At 40.6% G+C, this 24,282-nt stretch carries 22 protein-coding genes; 17 read left to right on the top strand and 5 right to left on the bottom strand.

The window, feature by feature from the left end; genetic code table 11:
• Window position 1: 1 nt before the first annotated feature.
• The gene (locus ACFX4W_RS27480; protein ID WP_043979821.1) at window positions 2-1,582 is read left to right on the top strand and encodes an FMN-binding glutamate synthase family protein; all 1,581 of its coding nucleotides are present in this window, start codon (window positions 2-4) and stop codon (window positions 1,580-1,582) included.
• Between the two features lie 24 nt (window positions 1,583-1,606).
• Here the strand turns inward: ACFX4W_RS27480 and ACFX4W_RS27475 are convergent, their stop codons facing one another.
• Window positions 1,607-2,233, bottom strand: a complete 627-nt coding sequence (locus ACFX4W_RS27475; protein WP_043979818.1) for a GntR family transcriptional regulator — start codon at window positions 2,231-2,233, stop codon at window positions 1,607-1,609.
• Window positions 2,234-2,526: 293 nt separating this feature from the next.
• On the opposite strand from ACFX4W_RS27475, the gene garR reads away from it, so the two are divergent.
• The 4 genes from garR to ACFX4W_RS27455 all read left to right on the top strand — a co-directional run bounded on the left by garR (window position 2,527) and on the right by ACFX4W_RS27455 (window position 6,950).
• Window positions 2,527-3,429 (top strand): 2-hydroxy-3-oxopropionate reductase, encoded by a 903-nt coding sequence (garR, locus tag ACFX4W_RS27470; protein WP_043979815.1) that lies wholly within the window; start codon window positions 2,527-2,529, stop codon window positions 3,427-3,429.
• On the top strand, window positions 3,426-4,865 hold the full coding sequence (locus tag ACFX4W_RS27465; protein ID WP_043979812.1) for a four-carbon acid sugar kinase family protein: 1,440 nt from the start codon (window positions 3,426-3,428) through the stop codon (window positions 4,863-4,865). Before garR ends, ACFX4W_RS27465 begins: the two co-directional genes overlap by 4 nt.
• A 106-nt stretch (window positions 4,866-4,971) precedes the next feature.
• Complete coding sequence (locus ACFX4W_RS27460) at window positions 4,972-6,330, top strand: GntT/GntP/DsdX family permease (RefSeq protein WP_034271198.1); 1,359 nt, start codon at window positions 4,972-4,974, stop codon at window positions 6,328-6,330.
• A 140-nt stretch (window positions 6,331-6,470) separates the two neighbouring features.
• Window positions 6,471-6,950: a competence protein ComK gene (locus ACFX4W_RS27455; RefSeq protein WP_043979808.1), complete on the top strand. Its 480-nt coding sequence runs from the start codon at window positions 6,471-6,473 to the stop codon at window positions 6,948-6,950.
• Between the two features lie 101 nt (window positions 6,951-7,051).
• On the opposite strand, the gene ACFX4W_RS27450 is transcribed toward ACFX4W_RS27455, so the two are convergent.
• On the bottom strand, window positions 7,052-7,543 hold the full coding sequence (locus tag ACFX4W_RS27450) for a sigma-70 family RNA polymerase sigma factor (RefSeq protein WP_043979806.1): 492 nt from the start codon (window positions 7,541-7,543) through the stop codon (window positions 7,052-7,054).
• Between the two features lie 407 nt (window positions 7,544-7,950).
• On the opposite strand from ACFX4W_RS27450, the gene ACFX4W_RS27445 reads away from it, so the two are divergent.
• From ACFX4W_RS27445 to ACFX4W_RS27425, 5 genes are all read left to right on the top strand, one after another.
• The gene (locus ACFX4W_RS27445) at window positions 7,951-8,697 is read left to right on the top strand and encodes an SGNH/GDSL hydrolase family protein (protein WP_043979805.1); all 747 of its coding nucleotides are present in this window, start codon (window positions 7,951-7,953) and stop codon (window positions 8,695-8,697) included.
• Window positions 8,698-9,304: 607 nt separating this feature from the next.
• A complete protein-coding gene (gene nirB, locus ACFX4W_RS27440; protein ID WP_237074640.1) occupies window positions 9,305-11,719 on the top strand; it encodes a nitrite reductase large subunit NirB in 2,415 nt (804 codons plus the stop codon).
• Between the two features lie 18 nt (window positions 11,720-11,737).
• Window positions 11,738-12,064 carry a nitrite reductase small subunit NirD gene (gene nirD, locus ACFX4W_RS27435; protein WP_013055862.1) on the top strand — a complete coding sequence of 109 codons (327 nt, stop codon included), beginning with the start codon at window positions 11,738-11,740 and terminating at the stop codon, window positions 12,062-12,064.
• Between the two features lie 71 nt (window positions 12,065-12,135).
• Window positions 12,136-12,906 carry a uroporphyrinogen-III C-methyltransferase gene (cobA, locus tag ACFX4W_RS27430; protein WP_280559202.1) on the top strand — a complete coding sequence of 257 codons (771 nt, stop codon included), beginning with the start codon at window positions 12,136-12,138 and terminating at the stop codon, window positions 12,904-12,906.
• Window positions 12,907-12,930: 24 nt separating this feature from the next.
• The gene (locus ACFX4W_RS27425; RefSeq protein ID WP_280559203.1) at window positions 12,931-13,767 is read left to right on the top strand and encodes a formate/nitrite transporter family protein; all 837 of its coding nucleotides are present in this window, start codon (window positions 12,931-12,933) and stop codon (window positions 13,765-13,767) included.
• A gap of 216 nt (window positions 13,768-13,983) precedes the next feature.
• On the opposite strand, the gene ACFX4W_RS27420 is transcribed toward ACFX4W_RS27425, so the two are convergent.
• Window positions 13,984-14,310, bottom strand: coding sequence for a cyclic-phosphate processing receiver domain-containing protein (locus ACFX4W_RS27420; RefSeq protein WP_025749520.1), 327 nt, complete (start codon window positions 14,308-14,310; stop codon window positions 13,984-13,986).
• Between the two features lie 454 nt (window positions 14,311-14,764).
• Between ACFX4W_RS27420 and ACFX4W_RS27415 the strand changes: the two genes are divergently transcribed.
• From ACFX4W_RS27415 to ACFX4W_RS27390, 6 genes are all read left to right on the top strand, one after another.
• Window positions 14,765-15,742 (top strand): carbohydrate kinase family protein, encoded by a 978-nt coding sequence (locus ACFX4W_RS27415; protein ID WP_280559205.1) that lies wholly within the window; start codon window positions 14,765-14,767, stop codon window positions 15,740-15,742.
• Between the two features lie 458 nt (window positions 15,743-16,200).
• Window positions 16,201-17,064 carry a GRP family sugar transporter gene (locus ACFX4W_RS27410; RefSeq protein WP_013055866.1) on the top strand — a complete coding sequence of 288 codons (864 nt, stop codon included), beginning with the start codon at window positions 16,201-16,203 and terminating at the stop codon, window positions 17,062-17,064.
• Between the two features lie 232 nt (window positions 17,065-17,296).
• Window positions 17,297-17,755, top strand: coding sequence for a VOC family protein (locus ACFX4W_RS27405; protein WP_162213801.1), 459 nt, complete (start codon window positions 17,297-17,299; stop codon window positions 17,753-17,755).
• Window positions 17,756-18,162: 407 nt separating this feature from the next.
• Window positions 18,163-19,296: a DUF2087 domain-containing protein gene (locus tag ACFX4W_RS27400; protein WP_280559206.1), complete on the top strand. Its 1,134-nt coding sequence runs from the start codon at window positions 18,163-18,165 to the stop codon at window positions 19,294-19,296.
• A gap of 62 nt (window positions 19,297-19,358) precedes the next feature.
• Complete coding sequence (locus tag ACFX4W_RS27395; RefSeq protein ID WP_280560780.1) at window positions 19,359-20,681, top strand: MATE family efflux transporter; 1,323 nt, start codon at window positions 19,359-19,361, stop codon at window positions 20,679-20,681.
• 110 nt (window positions 20,682-20,791) lie between these two features.
• Entirely contained in the window at window positions 20,792-21,433 is a 642-nt protein-coding gene (locus tag ACFX4W_RS27390) for a cupin domain-containing protein (RefSeq protein WP_377560353.1), read from the top strand.
• Between the two features lie 49 nt (window positions 21,434-21,482).
• On the opposite strand, the gene ACFX4W_RS27385 is transcribed toward ACFX4W_RS27390, so the two are convergent.
• Both ACFX4W_RS27385 and ACFX4W_RS27380 read right to left on the bottom strand, forming a co-directional pair.
• The gene (locus ACFX4W_RS27385) at window positions 21,483-22,313 is read right to left on the bottom strand and encodes an LCP family glycopolymer transferase (protein WP_280559208.1); all 831 of its coding nucleotides are present in this window, start codon (window positions 22,311-22,313) and stop codon (window positions 21,483-21,485) included.
• Between the two features lie 76 nt (window positions 22,314-22,389).
• The gene (locus tag ACFX4W_RS27380) at window positions 22,390-22,761 is read right to left on the bottom strand and encodes a PilZ domain-containing protein (RefSeq protein ID WP_028407825.1); all 372 of its coding nucleotides are present in this window, start codon (window positions 22,759-22,761) and stop codon (window positions 22,390-22,392) included.
• A gap of 549 nt (window positions 22,762-23,310) precedes the next feature.
• Here ACFX4W_RS27380 and corA point away from each other — a divergent pair.
• Window positions 23,311-24,282: a magnesium/cobalt transporter CorA gene (gene corA / locus ACFX4W_RS27375; protein ID WP_013055874.1), complete on the top strand. Its 972-nt coding sequence runs from the start codon at window positions 23,311-23,313 to the stop codon at window positions 24,280-24,282.

Raw genomic sequence — 24,282 nt, 5'->3', positions numbered from 1 at the left:
CATGGGAGTATTTGAAATCATTTTACTTGTTTTTGGCGCGGTCATGATGCTTGTGATTGTAGTGCCGGTTATTATCGCTATTATTCTTTGGATGAAAGATGAAAAACAAGAAGAGCATTCGGTTTTGAGAAACTATCCGCTGCTCGGGAAAATGCGCTATATTTTTGAGAAAATGGGGCCTGAACTGCGTCAGTATTTATTTTTAAATAATAACGAAGGCAAGCCGTTTTCTCGAAATCAATATGAACAAACCGTTAAGTCAGGTAAATATCTAAACCGGATGATGGGATTTGGCTCAGAGCGTGATTTTAGCGAACCGGGCTACTACATTCGAAACGCGGTGTTTCCAAAGCAGCGCGACGAAATGAAAGCGGATAATACGCAAAAAATTAAAACGAAAGTATATAAAATGGACGCCGATAACTTATTCAGCCGAAGAGAGCACCGAGAAGAAAAAGAAGCGGATCCGTTTTATTTGCGGGATGAAGATGCGATCGTTATAGGTCCTTCATGCAAAAAGCCGTTTGTTGTAAAAGGATTAATCGGCCAATCCGGCATGAGCTTTGGAGCGCTTGGTGACCACGCGATTACGGCTTTATCACTAGGATTAGGACGGGCAGGCGGCACGTGGATGAACACGGGAGAAGGCGGACTGTCACCGTATCATTTAAAAGGAAACGTCGATATTATTTTTCAAATTGGTCCCGGGCTTTTTGGCGTTCGGACAAAAGAAGGCGAATTTTCATGGGAAGAATTTAAAAAGAAAAGTGAAATGAAGCAAATCAAAGCGTTTGAAATTAAGCTGGCGCAAGGGGCCAAAACGAGAGGCGGTCACGTAGACGGTTCAAAAGTAACGGAAGAAATCGCCGAAATCCGCAATTTAAAGCCAGGAGAATCGGTAGACAGCCCAAACCGCTTTAAAGAGTTTGCGTCGTATCCTGAAATGTTTCAGTTTATTGAAAAACTTCGAGACGTAGGGGGCAAGCCAGTAGGTATTAAAATGGTTGTCGGAAACACAAATGATCTTGAAGAAATGGCGGCGTATATGAAAGAGACGGGAAGCGGTCCTGATTTTATTACGATCGACGGAGCAGAAGGTGGAACAGGTGCATCGTTTCAAGAATTAGCGGACGGAGCGGGCGTACCTTTGTTTTCAGGACTTCCTTTTGTGGATGAACTGCTTAAAAAGTATGGCGTTCGTGATGAAGTAAAGCTTTTTGCATCGGGCAAGCTGTTAACGGCTGATAAAATTGCGACGGCTTTATCGCTGGGTGCTGACTGCGTTAATATTGCCAGAGGCTTTATGTTTTCTGTTGGCTGTATTCAAGCGCAGGTTTGTCATAATAATCGTTGTCCGGTAGGCGTAGCCACAACGGATCCAAAGCTGCAAAAAGCGCTTATTATTGAAGAAAAGTCATACCGCGTGTGCAACTACGTGCTGTCATTACGTGAAGGATTGTTTAATTTAGCAGCAGCAGCCGGTATTGATTCACCGACGAAGTTTTCAAAGAAACACGTGGTGTTCAAAAACAGCAGCGGACAGTTAGCTGATATTTCTGTAAAAGAAAAGATGTACGTATAAAAAAGCTGCCGATTGGCAGCTTTTTTATTGTCTTCGCTGAAGCAAATGCAGGCAAAACTCTAAGTCTTTTTGTAGGTGCTCTTGCATTAGCGCTTCGGCTTTTTCAGCATTGCGTTCTTTAATAGCGTTATAAATCTCTTCATGTTCGTCAATTAAAAACGGGCGGTTGTAAAATACGACCGTATGACGGAATAAGTAAATGATCGACTGCATGCGGTCGATGATATTAATCATTACGTCATTGTTGCTTGCGTTCACAATAATGGCGTGAAAACGTTCATTTGCGCTCATAATTTCTTCAAACGAGCCGTTTCTTCCGGTGTCTACGCATTCCTTTAATTCTTCTAATTCGTTGTCAGATAAAAAAGTTGCCGCGGCTTTAGAAGCTGAGCCTTCTAGCAGCATTCGCACTTCAAACAAGTTGCGTAGATCTTTTTCTGTCGGCGACACCACTTTTTTTCGGACAATCAATCCTTCATATTCTAAGCGTCTAATGGAATCACGAATCGGCGTTCGGCTGAATCCAAGCTCGCTCGCTAATTTTTCTTCGACGATTTTTGTACCGCCTTCAAGCTCACCGTTTAAAATTTTATCTCGAATCATCTCATAAGAAGGGTGATGAGACGAACGAGAACCTTGATTTCTTAACATACTCTACTTCACCTCTAGCATTCGACACGAGGAAATCTCGTCTCTTTCTCTCTTTATTTTTTATCATTTTTTACGCTTATACCCAAATCATACTATAACTTGTGAAAAGGTGGGACGGAAAGTTTCGCTTTTGGAAATAAATTTCATTTAAAAAAAGGCTAGACAAATAAATAAAATGCGAATATGATGAGTGTATACAAAATTATCAGAAATGTATACAAAAAATATTTTAACGTATACATTATTTTTTAAAACATATTTGAAAACGTATACAACAAGGGGAGGAAACGAAAATGACAAAACGCGTTGGATTTATTGGACTTGGAATTATGGGAAAACCGATGACACTCAATTTATTAAAAGCAGGCTTTGAGGTAACGGTTTACGATATTAATAAAGCAGCAGTAGAAGAAGTGAAAGCAGCAGGAGGATTTGGAGCAGAAAGTCTTGCTGAAGTTGCAGTGAACAGCGACGTGATGGTCACGATGCTTCCGGCTTCACATCATGTAAAAAGCGTAGTGCTTGGAGAAGAAGGGTTAATTCATAGCGCCAAAGAAGGAAGCGTTATCATCGATATGAGTTCCATTTCACCGGTAGCATCAAAAGAAATTGCGGCTGAACTTGCACAAAAAGGAATTCACATGCTAGATGCTCCGGTTAGCGGAGGAGAGCCAAAAGCAATTGACGGCACGCTTGCGATTATGGTCGGGGGAAATGAGCACGTATTTGAAAGCGTTTCACCTATTCTTCATGCGATGGGAGCAGAAATAACGCTTGTTGGAGACAACGGAAGCGGCGTAACGGCTAAGCTTGCAAACCAAGTTATTGTGAACTTAAACATTGCAGCGATGTCTGAAGCACTTGTACTAGCAGCCAAGGCAGGCATTGACGTTGAAAAAATGTATCAGGCGATTCGCGGCGGATTAGCTGGAAGCGCTGTATTAGATGCAAAAGTACCGCTGATTTTAGACCGCAACTTCGTAGCAGGCGGACGCATTGATATTAACTTAAAAGATATGACAAACGTGATGGAAACGGCTCATGACATTGGCGTACCGCTTCCGCTTTCAAGTCAGCTTGTGGAAATTTTCCACGCGTTAAAAGTAGACGGAAAAGCAAGCGATGATCACGGCGGAATTGTACAGTACTATGAAAAATTAGCAAACGTTGAAGTGAAAAAGAAGGTGGAAGCATGATTAAACAAGATGAGAAACGTCTTGTAAGCGACGTGTTTAAAAACATTCCAGCAGTCGATGAAGCACTTGTACAAAAAATGCTCGACGAAGAGCTGCTGACGTTTAATCAAAAAATCATCGTACTGGATGATGATCCAACGGGTGTTCAAACCGTTAACGGCATTTCCGTGTACACAGACTGGAGCAAAGACAGCATCAAGCAAGGATTTTTAGAAGAAAACTCTATGTTTTTTATTCTAACGAATTCACGTGGATTTACCGCTTCTGAAACGGAAAAAGCCCACGCGGACATTGCGGCTGTTATTACAGAAGTAGCGGCTGAAGTAGATAAAGAGTTTTTAATTATCAGCAGAGGTGATTCAACTCTTCGCGGTCACTATCCGTTAGAAACAGAAGTGTTAAAGAAAACGGTTGAACAGCATTCCAATCAAGTGCTGGACGGCGAAGTGATTTTTCCTTTCTTTAAAGAAGGCGGACGATTCACCATTGATAACATTCACTACGTCCAAGATGAAGACTACTTAGTGCCGGCAGGAGAAACGGAGTTTGCAAAAGACCGTACGTTTGGCTACAGTAAATCTCATTTAGGCGAGTGGGTAGAAGAAAAGTCAGAAGGGAAATTCAAAGCAAGTCATACGACGTATATTTCACTCGGGAGCATTCGTGCACTTGATTTAGTGACGATCACAAATCAGTTAATGGAAGTGAAAGACTTTAACAAAGTAATCGTGAACGCAGTGGATTACGTGGACGTGAAAGTTGTGACGATTGCACTTCTTCGCGCGATGAAGCTTGGAAAGCACTTTATGTATCGAAGCGCTGCGGCTCTAACAAAAGTAATGGGTGGTGTGAGCGACAAAGACCTTTTAACAAAAGAAGAGCTCATTAAAGAAAAGTCGTCAAACGGCGGATTAATTATGGTTGGTTCGCATGTTAAAAAAACAACAGAGCAGTTAGAAGAATTGAAGAAATGCAGCTTCATTGAATTTATTGAATTTGATTGTCATCTTGTCTTAGAACCTGAAAAGTTTGAAGAAGAAGTGAATCGTATTATCAATGAAGCAGAGAAGCTTATTTCACAAGGTCAAACGGTAGCTGTATATACAAGACGCGAGCGCTTAGATCTTGGCGAAGGCAAAAAAGAAGAAGAGCTTAAATTATCGGTAAAAATTTCAGATGCGGTTACAAGCATTGTTCGCCGCTTGAACGTTCGCCCAAACTTTATCGTCGCAAAAGGCGGCATTACGTCAAGTGACATTGGCGTAAACGGCTTATCGGTCAAACGCGCGACGGTTGCTGGACAAATCAAACCCGGCATTCCGGTATGGGTAACGGGAGAGGAAAGCAAGTTTCCAGGCATTGCGTACATCATTTTCCCTGGGAATGTCGGAGCCAAAACAACGCTTCGTGAAACGGTCGAATTATTAAGTAAATAGGAAGAAGTGAACGTACGAGGTGCGTTCACTTTAGAAAATATTTGAAAGCGTATACATTATTTGGATGTACGTACATGAAAAATGGTCACACTAAGGGGATGAACATATGAATTCAGTATTCGGATTAAGTCATGAAGCAAGTCTTTTGCTGTATGCAATTGTATCGATTGTCGGACTTATCTTTTTAATTGCTAAGTTTAAAACAAATCCGTTCGTAGCGCTAATTCTCGCGGCTTTGTTTATGGGTCTTATTTCAGGAATGAAGCTGCCTGATATCGTAACGGCTTTTCAAGAAGGAGTAGCGAGCGTCTTAGGATTTATCGCGATTGTTCTTGGTCTTGGAACGATGTTAGGTAAAATGATGGCAGAGTCAGGCGGAGCCGAGCGTATTGCCCGCACGTTAATTAAAGTATTCGGTGAAAAGAACGTACACTGGGCAATGATGGTTGTAGCCGTTATTTGCGGTATCCCGGTCTTTTTCCAAGTTGGTGTTGTGTTATTAATTCCGCTTGTGTTTGTAATTGCCAAGCATACGGGTACGTCGCTTATTAAAATCGGTTTATCACTAATTGCCGGTTTAGCCGTTGTTCACAGTTTGGTACCTCCGCATCCGGCAGCGATGCTAGCGGTGGATATCTTTAAAGCAGATTTAGGTAAAACGATTTTGTATTCATTAGTTGTGGCATTTCCAGCTGCAGCCGTAGCGGGTCCGATTTACGGATCGTTCATTTCACGCCGTGTTCACGTAGAGCCAACGGGTGAAATCATGGAGCAGTTCACAGAGTCAAAGCATAAAGATCTTCCTGGCTTCGGAATTACGTTATTTACTATTTTACTTCCAGTACTATTAATGCTTTTAGCAACAATCACTGGGTTTGTTTATCCAGAAACAAGTACGATTCGCTACGTAACAAACTTTATCGGAAGCCCGATCGTAGCGCTGTTAATTTCGCTAGTGTTTGCTTTTTATTCGTTCGGTTTTGCAAGAGGATACAACAAAGATGATTTATTAAAATTCACAAATGAATGTCTTGGACCGGTTGCTTCGATTATTTTAATCATCGGTGCAGGAGGCGGTTTTAATAAAATTTTAACAGCAAGCGGTGTAGGTGACGCAATTGCAGGATTTGCTCAAGATGCACATCTTTCTCCTATCGTACTTGCATTTGTGATTGCCGGGTTAATTCGTGCAGCAGTTGGTTCAGCAACAGTAGCAATGACAACAGCAGCGGGTATTGTAGCACCAATTGCAGCAACAATGCCAAACGTAAGCCCAGAACTATTGGTGCTAGCAACGGGCGCAGGTTCTGTAATGCTATCACACGTAAATGATTCTGGCTTCTGGTTAATCAAAGAATTCTTCAATATGTCAGTGGCTCAAACGTTAAAAACGTGGACAGTGATGGAAACGATTCTATCATTTGCGGCTTTTGCAATGGTTCTTATTTTAGACATTTTTATCTAAGAGAAAAAGCGCTGGTTTCAGCGCTTTTTTCTTTGATACGAAATATATTCAAAATATTTCAAATGATAAGAAAAAAAGACTAGATTTTCCTCATTTCGATAGTATAGAATAGTTATAAAGTAGCAAAAGGGGGTAGATGTATGACAAATGTTGAAAATTATCAAATTGGTTTGACGACAAAAGCATTAATTCCAGTGAATGATCCTATTCACCGCACAAAGGTGCTGGATGCAGCAGGAGAATACATGCTAAGCAAGACGTGTAAGCAATTATTAGAAGAAGCGTGCATTCGAGAATTAAGTACATTTAAAGGATCCATTGCCGCTGTTCGAAAACTATTTCCCTATAAACAGCTTACACCTCTTGTCATTAGTCGTTCACAAGCGATTATTGCGTTTCCTACATCTTCGCCCAATGACTACAGCTGCGCTTGGATTTTCTCCTCTCACGTCCATACTTCACATACGCTTGCCTCAGTTCATTCACCCTCTATGCTGATTCACTTTAAAGACGGAACGTTCATCCCAGTGAAGCTTTCTTATTATAGTTTAGAAAAAAAGCTGGCCAGAGCGGCTGTTATTCGCAATTATTGTTTAGAAAGCCCGCTTGTCTTGGCATAATACGTTCGATTTATGGAACAAACTTGTCCTACATATGAACAATCATTTGGACTACACATGTGTACTAAAGGAGGAAGCTTATCATAAGCTTCCTCCTTTTCTTACTCTCTAAGAAGTGAGGCCTTTAGCTTTTTGCGAGCTGCTTTCCCCCAGTTTTTAACGGCTCCCGCGGAGACTCCGTATTTGCAGGCAATATCTTTATACGAGTAGCCTTCTAGCAGATGTTCGATTACATAGATTTTTTCTCTTCCCGTTAAGTGTTCGATATGCTGCTTGATGATTTCACTTTCTAGCGGAACGGGAAGAGCGGGATCTTCGTTTAGTGAAAGCAGGTTCTGCTCAGCCGGTGTTTCGCGTTCTTCGTATAAAATGGTGCCTTTTAAATGAGAAAGGATCGTACCACGAACGGTTGTGTAAGCATAAGCAGAAAAAGATCCTTTGCTTTCATCAAATTTTTGATACGCTCTCCATAGACCAATCAATGCAATTTGATAATATTCGTCGTAGTCTTTGTAAATATGAAATTTTTTAATCATCGACACAATTAATGGATGAAAAGATGAAGCGATTTGATCAAACGAGCTTTTTTGCATGCAGCATTCCTTTTTCAAAAACGCGTTTTTGCTGTATTCCGCCGGTATCTCTACTGTACAAGGGGAAGATCACATGTGCGAATGAACGTACATTATGTTTTCTTTTTAAGAAACGTGACGTAATTTCCCCGGAAACTTCACGTTTCGCTAGGAAATATGCGAAGTATACGTGTATTTGTAGAGATTTTACGTACGAAAGGTCCCCCATTCCAAATTCTACTAATCTATAATTATTTTTATATCGATGTAGCAACTCTACCATCACGGAAGAGCGGTGATGATAGAGTTGCTAGACCTATCCGGATGAGTCCTTTGAGGGGATATTCGCAGGAGCTACTAATTTTGAGTTCTTCTTTATGAAAGCAATTTGCTGAGATTGTAAGAAGAACTTGTAAAGGGGAGATTGAATGAAGGCGATGGTTGGGGTAAATGTGGCGGCGGCTGTTTTGTGCGGGGCGGTGATGTATGCGGGGACGCAGCACTGGCAGGAGCAAACGGAAGCGCAGGCAAGTGAAGTAAAAACTGCTGTTGTACATAAAGAAAAACAGTTTTCCGATGTATCTGCTTATACAAAAAATCTTCCAGACTTTATCACAAAGCAAATCCAGTCATCTATCGCAAATAAAAAGCCTCTGACTCTTGTAATTGCCACATCCGCAGAAGAAACAGGGTGGCCTCAGCAGTTAAAAAAAGAGCTAGCAGCTACATATGGAAGTGATGTATTTACGGTTAAAACACTTTCATATGGTAACGGGACAACGAATGAGCTTTTATCCTCACATATTGCCGATCAAATTAATCAGCTTCAGCCAAACATTATTCTGTTTGAATCACCTCTTAAAAATGACTATCAGCACCTTACGCTAGATGAGACGCTTGAAAATACAGACAAGCTGATTCATCAGCTCAAAGACTTGAAAAAAACCCTTATGATTCAGCCGTCACAGCCATATATTTCACAAACGGAGTCCTATGAAGAAGGGGTAGAAGCGATCAGGGGAGTCTCTGAAGCAAACTGGGTATATTATATGAATCACTCGCTTATTTGGCCCTTTCATTTAGGAGAGTATATAAATAAAGACAGCGGTAATTTAACGAAAAAAGGAAATGAGGTGTGGGGAGAGTACGTTGTGAATTGGTTTACGGGAAAATAAAAAAACAAGCCCTATTTGAAAAGGAATAGGGCTTGTTTTTTATAATTTTATTAGATTATGACTTTTCCTCGTTTTATAGTAGTAGCTTTTTGTATCTCTACACTTATAAAGCTTAAAGCCGAAGATTTCTAAAGGAGTCCAAAGTTTTTTAATGTTTACGAGTGGCATTTTAATTCTCCGTTCTGTTCTTTATAAAGGTCTATATATTCATTATAAAGAATACGAGAGTAATAGTAAATACTATAAAGAACGGTTTGTTTAAAAAATTCTTTATAAAGAACTTTAGAGTTTTTATTTTTGGCTTATCAGCATTCAGGAGTGATTTTTATCATAGCTCCGGTTATTTATTCTTGCTACATTAATGTTGTGAAAAAGATCACAAAATAAAATGCAAAGGATGATCTCAATTAAAACGTAATTAGACCACTTATTTTTTTTGCTTGTCGTTAAAGCAATGGAATCGCATACATACCGTAACTGTGTTAGATAATCTAACACATAAGTTGAACGATTCAGAAAATTCATATATCTTAAGTATATCTTTAAAGATGCATAGAAAATATATCTTTGAAACAAGCAGGTATAGACGCCAGGGGAGGAATGGAAGATGCAAAAAAAGAAACTCGTATTGATTGGAAATGGAATGGCTGGAGTTCGAGCGATTGAAGAAGTATTGAAGGTTTCAAGCGAAGCGTTTGACATTACGATTTTCGGAAGCGAGCCGCATCCGAACTATAATCGTATTTTACTATCAAAAGTGCTGCAAGGAGATACGAATGTTGAAGACATTACGTTAAACGATTGGAACTGGTATCAAGAAAACAATATTACATTATATACGGGCGAAACGGTTACTAGTATCGATTCAGTGAAAAAAGAAGTAGCGACAAACAGCGGCAGAGTAGAATCGTATGATGAGTTGATTTTAGCAACGGGCTCTCTTCCTTTTATTCTTCCGATTCCAGGGTCTGATAAAAAAGGAGTTACGGCTTTTCGAGATATAAAAGACACGGATGAAATGCTGCAGGCTTCTCAGCAGTATAAAAAAGCAGCGGTTATTGGAGGCGGACTCCTTGGATTAGAAGCAGCGCGCGGACTGTTAAATTTGGGGATGGACGTATCTGTGATTCATTTAGCTCCGTATTTAATGGAACGCCAGCTTGATCCAACAGCCGGCAAATTGCTTCAAAACGAATTAGAAAAACAAGGCATGAAGTTTTTGCTTGAAAAACAAACGGCGGAAATCGTCGGCGATGAGCGAGTTGAAGGATTATCTTTTAAGGACGGGACGTTTTTAGACGCTGATTTAGTCGTGATGGCCGTTGGAATTAAGCCAAACGTTCAGCTTGCAAAAGAAGCGGGACTTAACGTAAATCGAGGAATTGTTGTAAATGACTATATGCAAACGGATATTCCAAACATCTACGCGGTTGGAGAATGTGCAGAGCATAGAGGAATGGTATACGGGCTGGTGGCACCTCTGTATGAACAAGGAAAAGCATTAGCAAAAGCGATTTGCGGGGCAGAAAAAGTTCCTTATGAAGGGTCAGTTTTATCCACGCAGCTAAAAGTATCAGGTGTTGAAGTGTTCTCCGCAGGAGACTTCATGGAAGATGAAGAGAAAAAAGCGATCAAAGTGTTTGATGAACAAGACGGCATTTATAAAAAGCTTGTTTTGCGAGGCAATCAAATTGTAGGAGCTGTTCTTTTTGGAGAAAGCAGCGACGGAAATCGACTGTTTTCAATGATTCAAAAGCAAGAAGATGTATCCGATGTCGCAAAAGTGTCGATTTTACAGCCATCTGGAGGTAACGCGGGTGAAAGCTTAGTAGCAAGCATGAGCGCCGATGATATTATTTGCGGCTGTAACGGCGTAACAAAAGGTACGATTGTGGAAGCTATCCAAAAACAAGGATGCTCATCGGTTGATGAAATCAAAGCTTGTACAAGTGCCTCTCGCTCCTGCGGAGGATGTAAACCGCTTGTAGCGGAAGTGCTTCAGCATACTCTTGGCGCTGACTTTGACGCGGCGATTCAAAAAGAAGCGATTTGCGGCTGTACGACTCTTTCACGAGATGAAGTTGTCGAAGAAATCAAAGCAAAGGGCCTTTCGCATACGCGTGAAGTGATGAATGTACTTGGCTGGAATAATGAAGAAGGCTGTTCGAAATGCCGTCCGGCGCTAAACTATTATTTAGGTATGGTGAATCCAACCGGATACGTTGATGAACGCGAATCACGATTTGTGAATGAACGCATGCACGCAAATATTCAAAAAGACGGCACGTATTCTGTTGTTCCTCGCATGTACGGAGGCGTCACAAATGCAGAAGATTTAAGAAAAATTGCAGATGTTGTTGATAAATATGAAATTCCGCTCGTAAAAGTGACAGGTGGTCAGCGTCTTGATTTGTTTGGCGTTAAAAAAGAAGATTTGCCTAGCGTATGGGAAGAGTTAGATATGCCTTCTGGCTACGCGTACGGTAAGTCGCTGCGGACGGTGAAAACATGCGTCGGCGAACAGTTTTGCCGTTTTGGCACGCAGGATTCAATGGGCGTTGGAATTGCGCTTGAGAAAAAATTTGAAGGACTGTGGACGCCTCATAAAGTGAAAATGGCTGTATCTGCTTGTCCGAGAAGCTGTGCTGAGTCAGGTATTAAAGATATTGGCTTTATTGGAATTGACGGCGGCTGGGAAATTTACGTGGGCGGAAATGGAGGTACGCATCTTCGCGGAGGAGATTTATTGTATAAAGTAAAAACAGACGAAGAATTGATGGACATTACAGGAGCTTATTTGCAGTATTACCGGGAAACGGCTAATTACTTAGAGCGTACGTCTGCATGGATTGAACGCATGGGACTTTCGCACATTCAGTCCGTGCTTGATGACGCTGAGACGAGAAGAGAGCTGAATATGCGTATGGACGAAGCGTTATCTACGTATCGTGATCCTTGGAAAGAAATCGTCGAAAGCAAAAAGACGAAAAAAGAGCTGTTCGAAACAGTTGTTACATCATAAAGCTGGGGGGAAATAAAGATGGTGAATAAAAACATTACAAAAGTATGCGTAGGGTCGATTCATGATTTTCCGGTAAGCCTAGGTAAAACAGTGAAAGTAAACGGAAAAGAAATTGCGGTGTTTAAGCTATCAAGCGGAAAAATCCGGGCAATTGAAAATCGCTGTCCGCATAAAGGCGGGGTGCTAAGTGAAGGAATTGTGAGCGGCGACTCGGTGTTCTGTCCGATGCACGACTGGAAAATTTGCTTGCATGACGGTAACGTACAAGAGCCTGACAGCGGATGTGTCGACACGTACGAAGCGTCTGTTGAAGGAGATTTGCTGTATCTTTTAATTGAAGAATAAGTACCGTGGCGCGTTGATTTTCAACGCGCCACAAAAATTCAAGGGAACACATTAAAAGGAGCGAAGCAAAAATGAGAACAGGAAAAGTGTACATTGTAGGAGCCGGACCAGGAGATCCAGATTTACTAACCATAAAAGCAGCCAAATGTTTAGAAAAAGCAGATGTTATTTTATACGACCGATTAGTGAACCCTGTTCTTCTTCAGTATGCAAAAGAAGGAGCGGAACTCGTCTACTGCGGGAAAAAGCCTGGTGATCACTGCGTTTCTCAAGAGGATATTCATGATTTGCTTGTATTCTACGCAAGAAAAGGAAACACCGTCGTGCGGTTAAAAGGCGGAGATCCGTTTATTTTCGGAAGAGGCGGTGAAGAAGCAGAAGTGCTCGCTCAGCATAGAATTCCATTTGAAATCGTTCCGGGTATTACAGCGGGCATCGCGGCACCTGCTTATGCTGGAATTCCTGTGACGCACCGTGAGCTGAGCCGTTCGTTTGCCGTTGTGACGGGACACTGTTTGAGCGGCAAGCCGGAAAGTATTCGCTGGGAGCACTTAGCAAAAGGAGTTGATACGCTTGCGATTTATATGGGCGTTAAAAACTTGCCGTATATTTGCCGTCAGCTTTTAGACGCCGGAAAAAGCGCGGATACGCCGGTCGCGCTTATTGAACAAGGTACGTCTATTTATCAGCGCACGGTTACAGGGACGCTTGGCACAATTGTAGACACGGCTGCTGAACAGCAAGTCAGCAATCCCGCGATGATTGTGATTGGTAAAGTGGTGAAGCAAGCTTCTGCTCTTTCTTGGTTTTTGGAAAAAACAGAAGAAAAAGTATGCGTCTAAGATGAATAAAAGGAGGAAACACTTTTGTTTAAGAATTCACTGCAGTCAATGAATGAGTTAGCACGCGAAAAAACGAAGCTTGTGAATGAGCATTTGCCGAGTTATTTGCTGTTAGCTGTGCTAGCGGGTGCTTACGTAGGACTTGGCGTTATATTAGCGCTATCGGTAGGAGCACCTTTGGCCTCTGCTTCTTTACCGGTCGTTTCTCTTGTGATGGGGTTATCTTTTGCTGTTGCTCTCCTGCTTGTCGTATTTGCAGGAGCTGAATTGTTTACGGGGAATCATATGGTTTATACAGTCAGTACGCTATCGGGAGTCACGACATGGAAAGATACGTTCAAAAACTGGACGTGGTGTTTTATCGGAAATGCGATAGGTGCGTTTGGGCTTTGTTTGTTAATTACCGGAACCGGTTTGTTTAAAGGAATTGAACCGAACCATTTACTTATGACGCTGGCAGCTAAAAAAATGAATTTGCCGGTCAGTGAATTATTTTTTCGCGGCATTCTTTGCAACTGGCTTGTTTGCCTGGCAATTTGGACGGCTGCGCGCACTAAAAGCGATGCGGCAAAGATCATGCTTATTTTTTGGATGCTGTTTGCATTTGTTGCATCAGGATACGAGCACAGCGTGGCAAATATGACGTTTCTTGGTCTAGCTTTATTGCTTCCGCATCCTGATGCGATTTCGGCTGCTGGGCTATTTCATAATTTAATTCCCGTTACACTCGGAAACATCGTAGGGGGAGGACTGTTTGTGGGAAGCATTTACTGGTTCGTGAACGCTAGGCAGCTGAAAGAAAACGCAAAACAGCCGGCTGCTCTCTCAGCTGACTTGAATTCTGCTAAACTGTCTAAATAGCAAAAAAACCGCTCTTTGTACCATATAGTCTGCTTTTTAAAGCTAGCATTACGGTATTTTAGAGCGGTTTCTTCTATATAATATAAACTGCTTAAAGCGTATTCACATCTATACGTATCGAACAAGCAGTATTGTTCTTCATTTTATAGAAACAGGATGTCTGTGAGAATTGAATCGGACAGATTCTGTTGAAATGAATGTGTGAGGGTGCAGGTATCATCGAAGAGGCAGAGGGCATCTTAGAATTTTAATGTTGTTTGGCATTTTATGCTCTTTTTGAGCGTCCTTAAAGCAGTTGTACATTGCTTTGCTGCCTGAATGATTAGCGGAGTGAATCGTAATTCGATCGGCATATAAATGATGCTTTACCATAAAATGCACGAGCATTAATCCATTCCGTGTCTTACTCAGTAAATCGTGATCGAGTGATAAATGTTCAACATCGAATGATCTTAGCAGATCAATACATTCATCAATCGTTTCGGCTAAAACATGACCGTCAGGGCATTTGCGATAGTCGTCTAGAAAAACATTGATTTTCATGACTGATTCTCCCTTCCTTGCCTTGTATTTAGTGTAACATACATAATGTCATATACCTACCTAAGTCTATTCGACACATTTTAAGCCATTCCTTCTTAAATAGGGGTAAAAACGCGAATTTTTATCATTATTTGCATATTCACGGCGAATAAACAGGAAATAAGAGAAGAGATGTCGAACGAAAAATGAATAAATAAACAGTTTAAACTGGAAATTAACTTTTTTTATTCCGCGACCTTTGTGTAAGAAAGTCATTTCAATCTCAGGTTTGATAAGGGATGGAACGGAATTAACCAATAAAACATTGTGAGAAAAAAACGATAATTTGTGATTTTTTTAAAATAAATTGGAAATTTCTCTTTACGAAAAAGATGTTTGGGACGTATAATTTGATTTAAGGATTTTTTGGAACATAGTATGACAATATGACAAAAAGAAAAGTAAGGTGAATAGAATGGGTAAGTTATTTAGTATCGGTGAAGTATTAATTGATATGATTCCAGCTCAAAAAGGTCTTCAATTGAAAGAAGTGGAATCGTTTACGCGTGTGCCAGGCGGAGCGCCGGCAAACGTTGCAGCAGTTGTTGCTACATACGGTAATGAGTCAGCACTTATTACAAAAGTTGGAGAAGATGCGTTTGGAGACTTTCTAGTAGATACGCTTCGTGAAGTAGGAGTAGGTACTGATATGGTCTATCGTACAGAAGAAGCAAACACAGCTTTAGCTTTCGTTTCCCTGCGTGAAGACGGAGAAAGAGATTTCAGCTTCTATCGTAACCCTTCAGCAGATTTATTACTAAAAGAAGACGAAATTAACTCTGATTGGTTTGCAAGCAACGATGTTCTTCACTTCTGTTCGGTTGATTTAGTTGAAAGCCCTATGAAATACGCTCATATGAAAGCGATTAAAAGCATGAAAGAAAAAGGCGGAGTTATCAGCTTTGATCCAAATGTACGTCTTCCGCTGTGGAAAGACCATGAGCTATGCCGTCAAACGATTTTAGAATTTATTCCTCAAGCGCACATTGTCAAAATTTCAGACGACGAGCTATCGTTTATCACAGGCATTGAAGATGAACAGCAAGCGATTCAGTCTCTATTTACAGGTGACGTTCAAGTAGTTGTGTTCACAAAAGGTGCAGAAGGCGCAACGCTTTATACAAAACAAGCTGTCTATGAATCAAACGGTTACAAAGTAGCAGTTGTTGATACAACAGGTGCAGGAGATGCGTTTATTGGCGGATTCCTTTATCAGCTATTAAGCCGCGATGTGTCACAAGAAAACTTAACGGCTATTCTTGACTCTGACCACGATGCTATTTTACGTTTTGCAAATGCAAGCGGTGCCTTAACGACAACTGGAAAAGGTGCGATTAGCTCAATTCCAGCCAAAGAAGTAGTAGAGCAATTTTGTAAGCCTGTAGCTAACTAAAATGAAAAGGCTTTATCTCTTCTTATTTTCAATCAGCAGAGGCCTCCGTTTCTGCTGATTGCAGATTACATAAGAGGGAAAAGCAAGCTGCAGAGTAAGAAGAAAAAATTTTTTTCTGTTTTTAAAAAATAATCAAAAAAATTTCTAGCTAAATAATAAATGTTCGTGTTAGTATAATACGAGCAGCAAGAAATAGCAGTTTTATCACCATTTATGAAAACGTTATATATTTATCGATGTAGAAAGTTTGATAGGACTAAAGAGCAGTCCTATCAAACCTTCTAGACCTAAGCGGATGCTGCCCCCCTTGCGGGGTAGGCTCATCCGCATAAGTGGACCTTTGGGGGAATATTCGAGGGAGTATGAGTGCTTGGCTTTTGCCCTTGATGAGAGAAAAGCAGCAGGTCGTTACATACGATGTACATAGATTAGAAATAGGAAAGTAGGTTAAGAGAAAGATGGATATTTTGCTAGGTGTTCTTCCTTCCGTTGCGTGGGGAAGCATGATTTTAGTTAGTATGAAGATGGGCGGTGGACCTTACAGTCAAACGCTTGGAACAATTATTGGAGCTTTGATTCTTTCATTTGTTCAGTTTATGATTGTGCAGCCGGTGTTAACACCAACGCTCGTTATTGTCGGAATTGTTTCAGGTTTGTTCTGGTCAGTAGGTCAAAGCAATCAGTTTAAAAGTGTTCCATACCTTGGTGTTTCAAAGTCAATGCCGATTTCAACAGGTATGCAATTAGTATCAACAGCTCTTTTTGGTGTTATTGTATTTAAAGAATGGTCAACGCTTCAAACGATTGTGCTTGGATCTATTGCGATTCTTTTAATACTAGCAGGCGTTGTGCTTTCTTCATTAGACGGTAAAAAAGAAGGGGCACAAGGGGCTCCGGGACAAACGAAAAAAGGAGTTATCACTCTTATCATTTCAAGTCTTGGATTCTTAGTTTACGTAGTTATCGCACGTATCTTCAACGTAGACGCATGGGCAGCTTTATTCCCGCAAGCAATCGGTATGTTAATTGGCGGTTTAATCATTACATACAAACATAAGCCATTTAACAAATATACGATTCGTAATATCTTACCAGGTCTAATCTGGGCATCTGGAAACATGTTCTTATTCTTATCTCAATCAAGACTAGGCGTAGCAACAAGCTTTTCATTATCGCAAATGGGTATCGTTATTTCAATTTTTGGCGGTATTGTCTTCTTGGGAGAAAAGAAAACAAAGCGTCAATTATTCTATGTATCTCTTGCGAGTGTACTGATTATTTCAGGCGGTATCTGTATCGGCCTCGCAAAAGCACACGCTTAATTTATCGATGTAGAAAAACCCCCATGGCTAGAGTGCAGCCATGGGGGTTTTTTTAGACCTAAGGTTAAAATCTTAGTCAAAACCTACCTACCCATAGTGCTCTGCGGAATTTCAAGGCTGCGTGTTTATGTTGGGGTTTCTCGTTCTTAAGACTGATAATTTTTCATTCTTTGTTAGGAAGCTGTTTGGTGCGAGATGGCTTATAGTAGTAGAAAAGGATGGAGGGAAGGCTATGATTAAGAGTATTTATGAGACGCATGTGCAGGTGCGGAATTTGGAGAATTCGATTGAGTTTTATAGACGTCTTGGGCTGACGTTTGTTCATAAAATTGAAGAGAGGCGCTGTGCTTTTTTCTTTGTTGGGGAACAAAAGCAGATGCTTGGACTTTGGGAAACCGATGAAAAAGAGTTGAAAAGAAGTCATTTTGCTTTTGGAATTGAAGCAGCGGATATTCATGAAGCGTTAACATGGCTGCGTTCAAAAGGTATTGAACCGGAAGAGACGTCGTTTGGAAAGCCGCAAACAGAACCGATTGTTCATACGTGGATGCCAGCGGCTTGCGTGTATTTTAATGACCCTGACGGTAACCGTTTAGAGTTAATTACACTTTTAGATGATAAGCCCGTTATATCTAAGGATTTTCCTTATTTAAGTGAATGGAATAAAGAGACCGGAACGAAATTATTTTAGCCTAAGTGAAAAACGAATCATTGATCAACGTGTTTGATTCGTGGTTCGTTTTTTTTTGTTATGGTTAACGTAGGTTTCATGTGTGTAGGTCTTTCTAGCAGTTGATTGGAGGGCAAGGCGAAGACTCCTGCGGGAAAAGCGGAAGGGGTGAGACCCCGCAGGAGCGCAAGCGACGAGGAGGCTCGCCGGCCGCCCGCGGAAAGCGAAGTCTTGCATGGAAATTAACTGCGGTGTCATAAGTGATCTATATGAGCTCATGTATCCCATTTGTTCGTATTTAGGTTGGGTTCATTTCGTTATAATTCAACCTTTTTTTGTGTATCATAAAACGTATGATTGACATATTTATAAACGTATAATATATTTGTTTATAAATTAATAAACAAATAAGAAAGGTGTCTATTTATATGGTAAACGATTTGTTTTGGGAATCATCTTTTGAAGATATGAAGAAAGGGTACGAGGAAAGCGAAGATCACTACCACTGCTTACTGTGCGGTGAAAGCATTGAAAAAGGCATTATTTATCCGGTGGAAGGTGTTTTTTATGAAGCAAAACGTTATATGAAGCTTCATGTGGAACAGCAGCACGGGTCTGTGTTCCAACATTTAATAGAGCTAGATAAAGAGGTAACGGGTCTGTCTGATCATCAAAAAAATTTAGTGAAGTTTTTTAAAGAAGGAAAAAGCGATAGTGATATTCAAAAAGAAATGGGAATTGGCAGTTCATCGACCATTCGGAATCACCGCTTTACGTTAAAGAAAAAAGAGCGTCAGGCAAAAGTGTTTTTAACACTGATGGAACTGTTGAACGACGGGGAAGAAGAGAAGGCGGTACCCGTAACAAATATAGCGCCTAGAAGAAGTCAGCGCTACAGCGTCAGTGATGAAGAACGTGAAAAAATTTTAGCGAAGAATTTTCCGCAAGGCTTGAACGGACCTCTTCGCACCTTTCACTTGCAAGAAAAACACCGTCTTGTTGTTCTTGAAGAATTAAGCGGTCATTTTGATGTTGGAACAACGTATACCGAAAAAGAAGTGAACGATATGTTAACACCTTTTTATGATGACTACGCCGTGCTGCGTCGCTATTTAATTGAGTACGGTTTCTTAGAGCGCAGCGCAGACGGAAGCAGCTACTGGAGAAAAGGAGAAATAGGTATGAGTATGGACTCAAAAGACTATAAAAAACAAATGAAGCAGCTAGCGAAAGAAGTAAAAACAGAAGGCGGCGTGTATCAAATAAAAAACCTTCACAACGATAAGATTTACATTGGCTCTACGCCTAACATCAAAACGTTAAACGGCGTAAAGTTCACGTTAAAGACGAACACTCATCAAAATAAAGAGCTTCAAAACGAGTGGAATACGTACGGAGCGGATTCTTTTTCAATCGAGATGCTGGAAACGATTAAAAGAGAAGAAGAAAAAGCACTTTCAAAAAAGGATTTGCTGAAACTGGAAGCGAAATGGTTAGAGAAGCTGCAGCCTTACGGCGAAAAAGGCTATCATTCGCCGAAAGCTGATACAAAGGAGAAATAGGTGTGAAGAATCAAGATGTTAAAAGTGAAGCAGTGGAATCAGAAAAATCCGTCAGTAAGCTGATGCTTGTGTTTTTGATTCCGCTCATGTTAAGTAACGCCATGCAGTCAGTTGGGCAGCTTGCGGGAAGTATTATTGTCGGAAGAGCGCTTGGAGTTGATGCGTTAGCCGCTATTTCCGCTTTTTTTCCTCTGTTTTTTCTGCTCGTATCGTTTTCGATTGGAATTGGTTCAGGAAGTTCCATTTTAATCGGGCAAGCGTACGGGGCCAAAAACGAAAAACGAGTCAAAGAAATTATCGGTACCACGCTCACGTTTACCTTTTTAGTCGGAATTGTGCTTGCCGTTTTGGGAAGCATATTTGCTCCGGATATTCTTCGGATTATGGGAACGCCGGCTAATATTATTGACGTAACGGTTCACTATGCGCGCATTTTGTTTGTGGCAATTCCTGTTTTGTTTTTATACTTTGTTTATACGACGTTTATGCGCGGAACCGGAGACTCTAAAACGCCTTTTTACTTTTTAGTTGTGAGTACGGTCTTAAACATCATTTTCCTGCCGATTTTAATTTTTGGATGGATCGGAGTGCCAAAGCTTGGAGTGTACGGCGCTGCGTATGCAACGGTGTTTTCAACCGTATTAACGTTCATTATTATGATTATCTATTTACGCAAGAAAAATCATCCGTTAAAGTTTGACTCATCTATTTCATTAAAAATGGACGGAACGCTTTTAAGGCTGCTTATGCGTTTAGGGATTCCAGCGAGTATCAATATGATTTTAGTTTCTCTTTCTGAAATTGCGGTTATTACGTTTGTAAATGGATTTGGCTCAGACGCTACAGCAGCGTACGGAGCGGTGAACCAAGTGGCAAGCTATGTACAAATGCCGGCAATCAGCTTAGGAATTGCGGTTTCTATTTTTGCGGCGCAGTCGATTGGCGCCAATAAATTTGAGCGTTTAAAAGAAGTTATCCGCTCTGGAATTATGCTGAATTACGTTATTGGCAGCGTATTGATTTTACTTATTTATCTCTTTTCCAATCAAATTTTAGCTCTGTTTTTAACAAGTCAGCATACGCTCCATATTGCCGAAGAGCTGTTAGTGATAACACTTTGGAGCTATTTGATTTTCGGTCATGCGCAAATTATTACCGCTACGATGCGAGCAAGCGGTACGGTGCTTTGGCCTACGGTATTTAGCATTATGGCTATTTGGTGTGTGGAAGTACCCGTAGCCTACGTGTTATCGCAGTTTACCTCTCTTGCGATCAAAGGGATTTGGATTGGTTATCCAGCGGCGTTTGTGGTCAGCTTGATCCTGCAGTACAGCTATTATCAATTTGTATGGAAGAAAAAGAAAATTGAACGTCTTGTCGGATAAAAAACGAGTGGGAACGCTCGTTTTTTATTTTTCCTAATTAAAACACCCTTAGCTAAAAGTTTTAATAGGATAGTGCATATAACTTTTTGATGAAAAGAGGGTATGACACTATGAGTAAATCTGGATTTGTGCCGGATAATTCAAATATTAAAAAAAGCTCAGGAACGCCTAATCTGTCAGTGAATTATAAGCAAAACGTCCTGTTCAAACGAAACGACCAAAATATAGCGTATCAACTAACCTCAACTCAGCTGCCTGCAATGCTCGGAGGTGCTTTTGTTGATTTATATATGACGAAAGGGCATATGAGAGAACCACACTGGTACCCAAACGCGTGGGAATTAGATATCGTCGTTTCAGGTGAAGTGCAGGTATCTATTTTAGACCCTGATACAAGCAGCATGCACAATTACCGAATAAAAGAAGGGGAAGTTGTTTTTATACCGATGGGCTGGTGGCATTGGATTGAGCCCTTATCGGAAGAAGCGCATCTTCATCTCTTTTTTAACAATGATCAATTCGAATCTACAGAAGGATCCGACGTGCTGCACTTAACGCCTCCGATCGTGTTTCAAAAAGCATATGGAGTAAGCGCAAGCGAAGTAGCAGAAGCCGTTGCTCCGATTACGGATACGGTTATCATTGGACCGCCTAATCATTCTTTTTATCAAAAGAGCTATCTCAAAGATGAACGGGATGAACGAATTGTGGTTAAAATAAATGAAAAAGTGGTGCCTGCTGAAGATAAGTAGCATAAAAAACCATTGAGCCTATGGTCAATGGTTTTTTCGTGAGGCGTTTTTATAAAAACAGCTCCTTACGTTCTAAATGCTTATACAGCCGCGTTGTGACTTGTTTTTGATTCCATTCGTTTTGCGGAAACTGCTGCTTGTCTACGTGAGAAACGGCCGGTTTGTAGGTTTTTTGAATCCGTTTGATATCATTAAAGGTTGCATTGGTTTCAATGTGATCAGCGAGCTTAAATACAAGAGAATGCAGCTTTGCAACATTGGGAATCGTAGCTGCTTGGCTGAAAATGGCTTTCGCGACGGACAGCTGTCTTTCATGCGCAGTAAAGATGTCTTGCTCATTACGCTCCTTTAAAAAAACAAGTGCTTCTTCTCCGTTAAGGCGAATCGATCCTTTTGGAAAAACAATGTTGCTCTGTTCAAAAGCACGTTTGTTTGTGACGATAATGCCGCCTAATTTATTTACAGCATCGACGACTGACTGCTGATCCATTTTGACATAATAATCAACAGGAAGCTTTGTATACGTTTCGACGTTCTTTACGACAGCATTCATATTTCCTCGATGATAAATGGTTCTCAGTGTTTCATTGCCGAGCTGAGTTGACCCTGGCAAGTGGGTCATTTTTATTGATTCATGCTGTTTATTAACAGTCATATATACAAATGACGTATTTTGATCGTTCTCTTGAATTAAAAGCAGGGAAAACGGTTGCCCTTTTTTTAAATTGACGTGTGTTTTGTTACCATGCTCAAGCGGTACATACGTTTGATCAACAGCAGCTTTCACCGTATGATAGCCTGCAAATGTGATGCTGACAAAACTGACGAGTAAAAATAGTACGAGACCGCCAATCCACTCTTTTTTTGCTTTGCTGCTCATCGTCTCACCTTTTTCTATCGAAGTCGTTCGTAGTATTGCCATCTTAAAAGGGGAGTAAAACAAATGAGCGCTATTTTTATTGCTTATCTTGCTTTTTCTTGGCGTAGGTTTTGAGCTCTGTAATTAAGATTGCTTGTTCTTCCACATCGTTAAACGCTTCAATGCCATAAAGGTATTCGGTGTGCCGTTTTTCTTTCCACACGCAAAGTCCGGTAATATGAATAGGTTTTTCATTTAAATAAAAGCTAATTTTTAGCTGAATTTGATGGTTGAAAATAGGTAAATCAAGCGGTGTGATTATTTTGATTCCTTTTGGTGAAAGGTCGATAACGGACAAAGGACCTGGCTTAGAATCGATTTCTTTGTTGTCGTATTTAGCAATGGAAAACGTTCCAACAATGGGGGTCTCAAATAAAAAGCGAAACGGTTCTTCACGTTTGAAATGCATGTATCATCAGTCCTTTTCGTAATCTAAGTTTGTTAAGTAAGTATTCGATGAAAGTCCAAAAATTCCTACACGTTTTTCCTCATCACACATATAATGTTTATCGGTGTAGAAAATCTCACATGACCAAAGACCGGCCATGATAGATTTTCTAGACCTAATCGTAGGGGATCCCCCTTGAGGGGTTGATCGTCTACGATTAGGTGAACCTTTGCGGGAGGATTCAAGCTTTATTAGTTATCGATTGCCGATTATAACTGCTTTTATAGTATCGGAAGTTTTGTTTGAAACTTTAAATGGTGAGGAAAAGGTTTTGAAAAAAGCGCTACGCTAGAGTTGGATTGTATGTTAAAATTAAACTTTGTGAAGTAGCTGTATTACAAGTCAGCGTTCCTTCAACTAATTAGGAGGTGAGATGAATGGGCACTGATGACCCCATTTCGATGAAGGTTACTGCAAAACAAGATAGGGGCAACAAAGGTGTATATGTTCCTCTCATTTCAGCGAAGGAAAATACTCCTTAATGCCTCAATGATGTGAGGTGAAAAATCAATGATTAAAACATACTTATATGATGATGAAACAAAAGAAATGGTAACGAATCTTGATTTAGGAGACGTGCATGAGAAATTGCGCAATCCTGATAATTTGCTGTGGATTGATTTGTATGATGTCCACGGACAAGAGCTTGCTCAAATTGCTAAATTATTCGATTTTCACCCATTGGCGATTGAAGACTGCTTACACGACAGTCCTCGCGCTAAAATGGATGATTACGAAGACTATAAATTTTTCGTTTTTCACGCGCTTCGCTATAACGAAGAAAGTGATGACGAGATTACGACGCTTGAGTTAAATGCCTTTGTCGGATCCAATTACGTAGTGACGATTCATAAACATAAAATGGGCTGGCTTCGCAAAATGGATGCTGTGTGCTCACGCTATCCAAAGTTTATGAACCGCGGCGCCGACTTTTTACTGTATGCTTTGATTGATGGCATCACGGACGAATACTTTCCGATTTTAGACCGAATTGACATGCGTATTGATGAGTTAGAAGATGAAATCTACAACAAAGAAGTCCGCGGAGTGACGGAAGAGTTCTTGGCTTTAAAAAGAACGATTATCTTAATCCGTCGCGTTATTCTGCCTCAGCGCCGAATTTTCTTAACGGTTAATGGAAAGTGGAAATTCGATATACGTGAGGAAAATGTTCCTTTCTACATTGACTTGCTTGACCACTTAGAGCGTATTGTAGACTCTGCTGAAACATTTAGAGACCTCGTAAACAGTGCACTTGATACGTACTATTCTATTACCAATGCAACTTCATCTGAAAAGCTGAACGTCTTAACGCTGATTTCAACGATTATGCTTCCGCTGACGTTCGTAACCGGATTTTTTGGGATGAACGTACCGATTCCATATCAAAATTCCCACTGGGCTACTGCTGTTATTATTGTTATGTTAATTGTGTTAACGTGGGGAATGTGGAAGTACTTTAAAAACAAACAGCTTTTATAA

The organism is Priestia sp. YIM B13489, assembly GCF_042787645.1.
GTDB classification, from domain to species: Bacteria; Bacillota; Bacilli; order Bacillales; family Bacillaceae_H; genus Priestia; species Priestia megaterium.
Note: the sequence above shows the minus strand (reverse complement) of the source record. Positions and strands in the feature narration are given on the sequence as shown.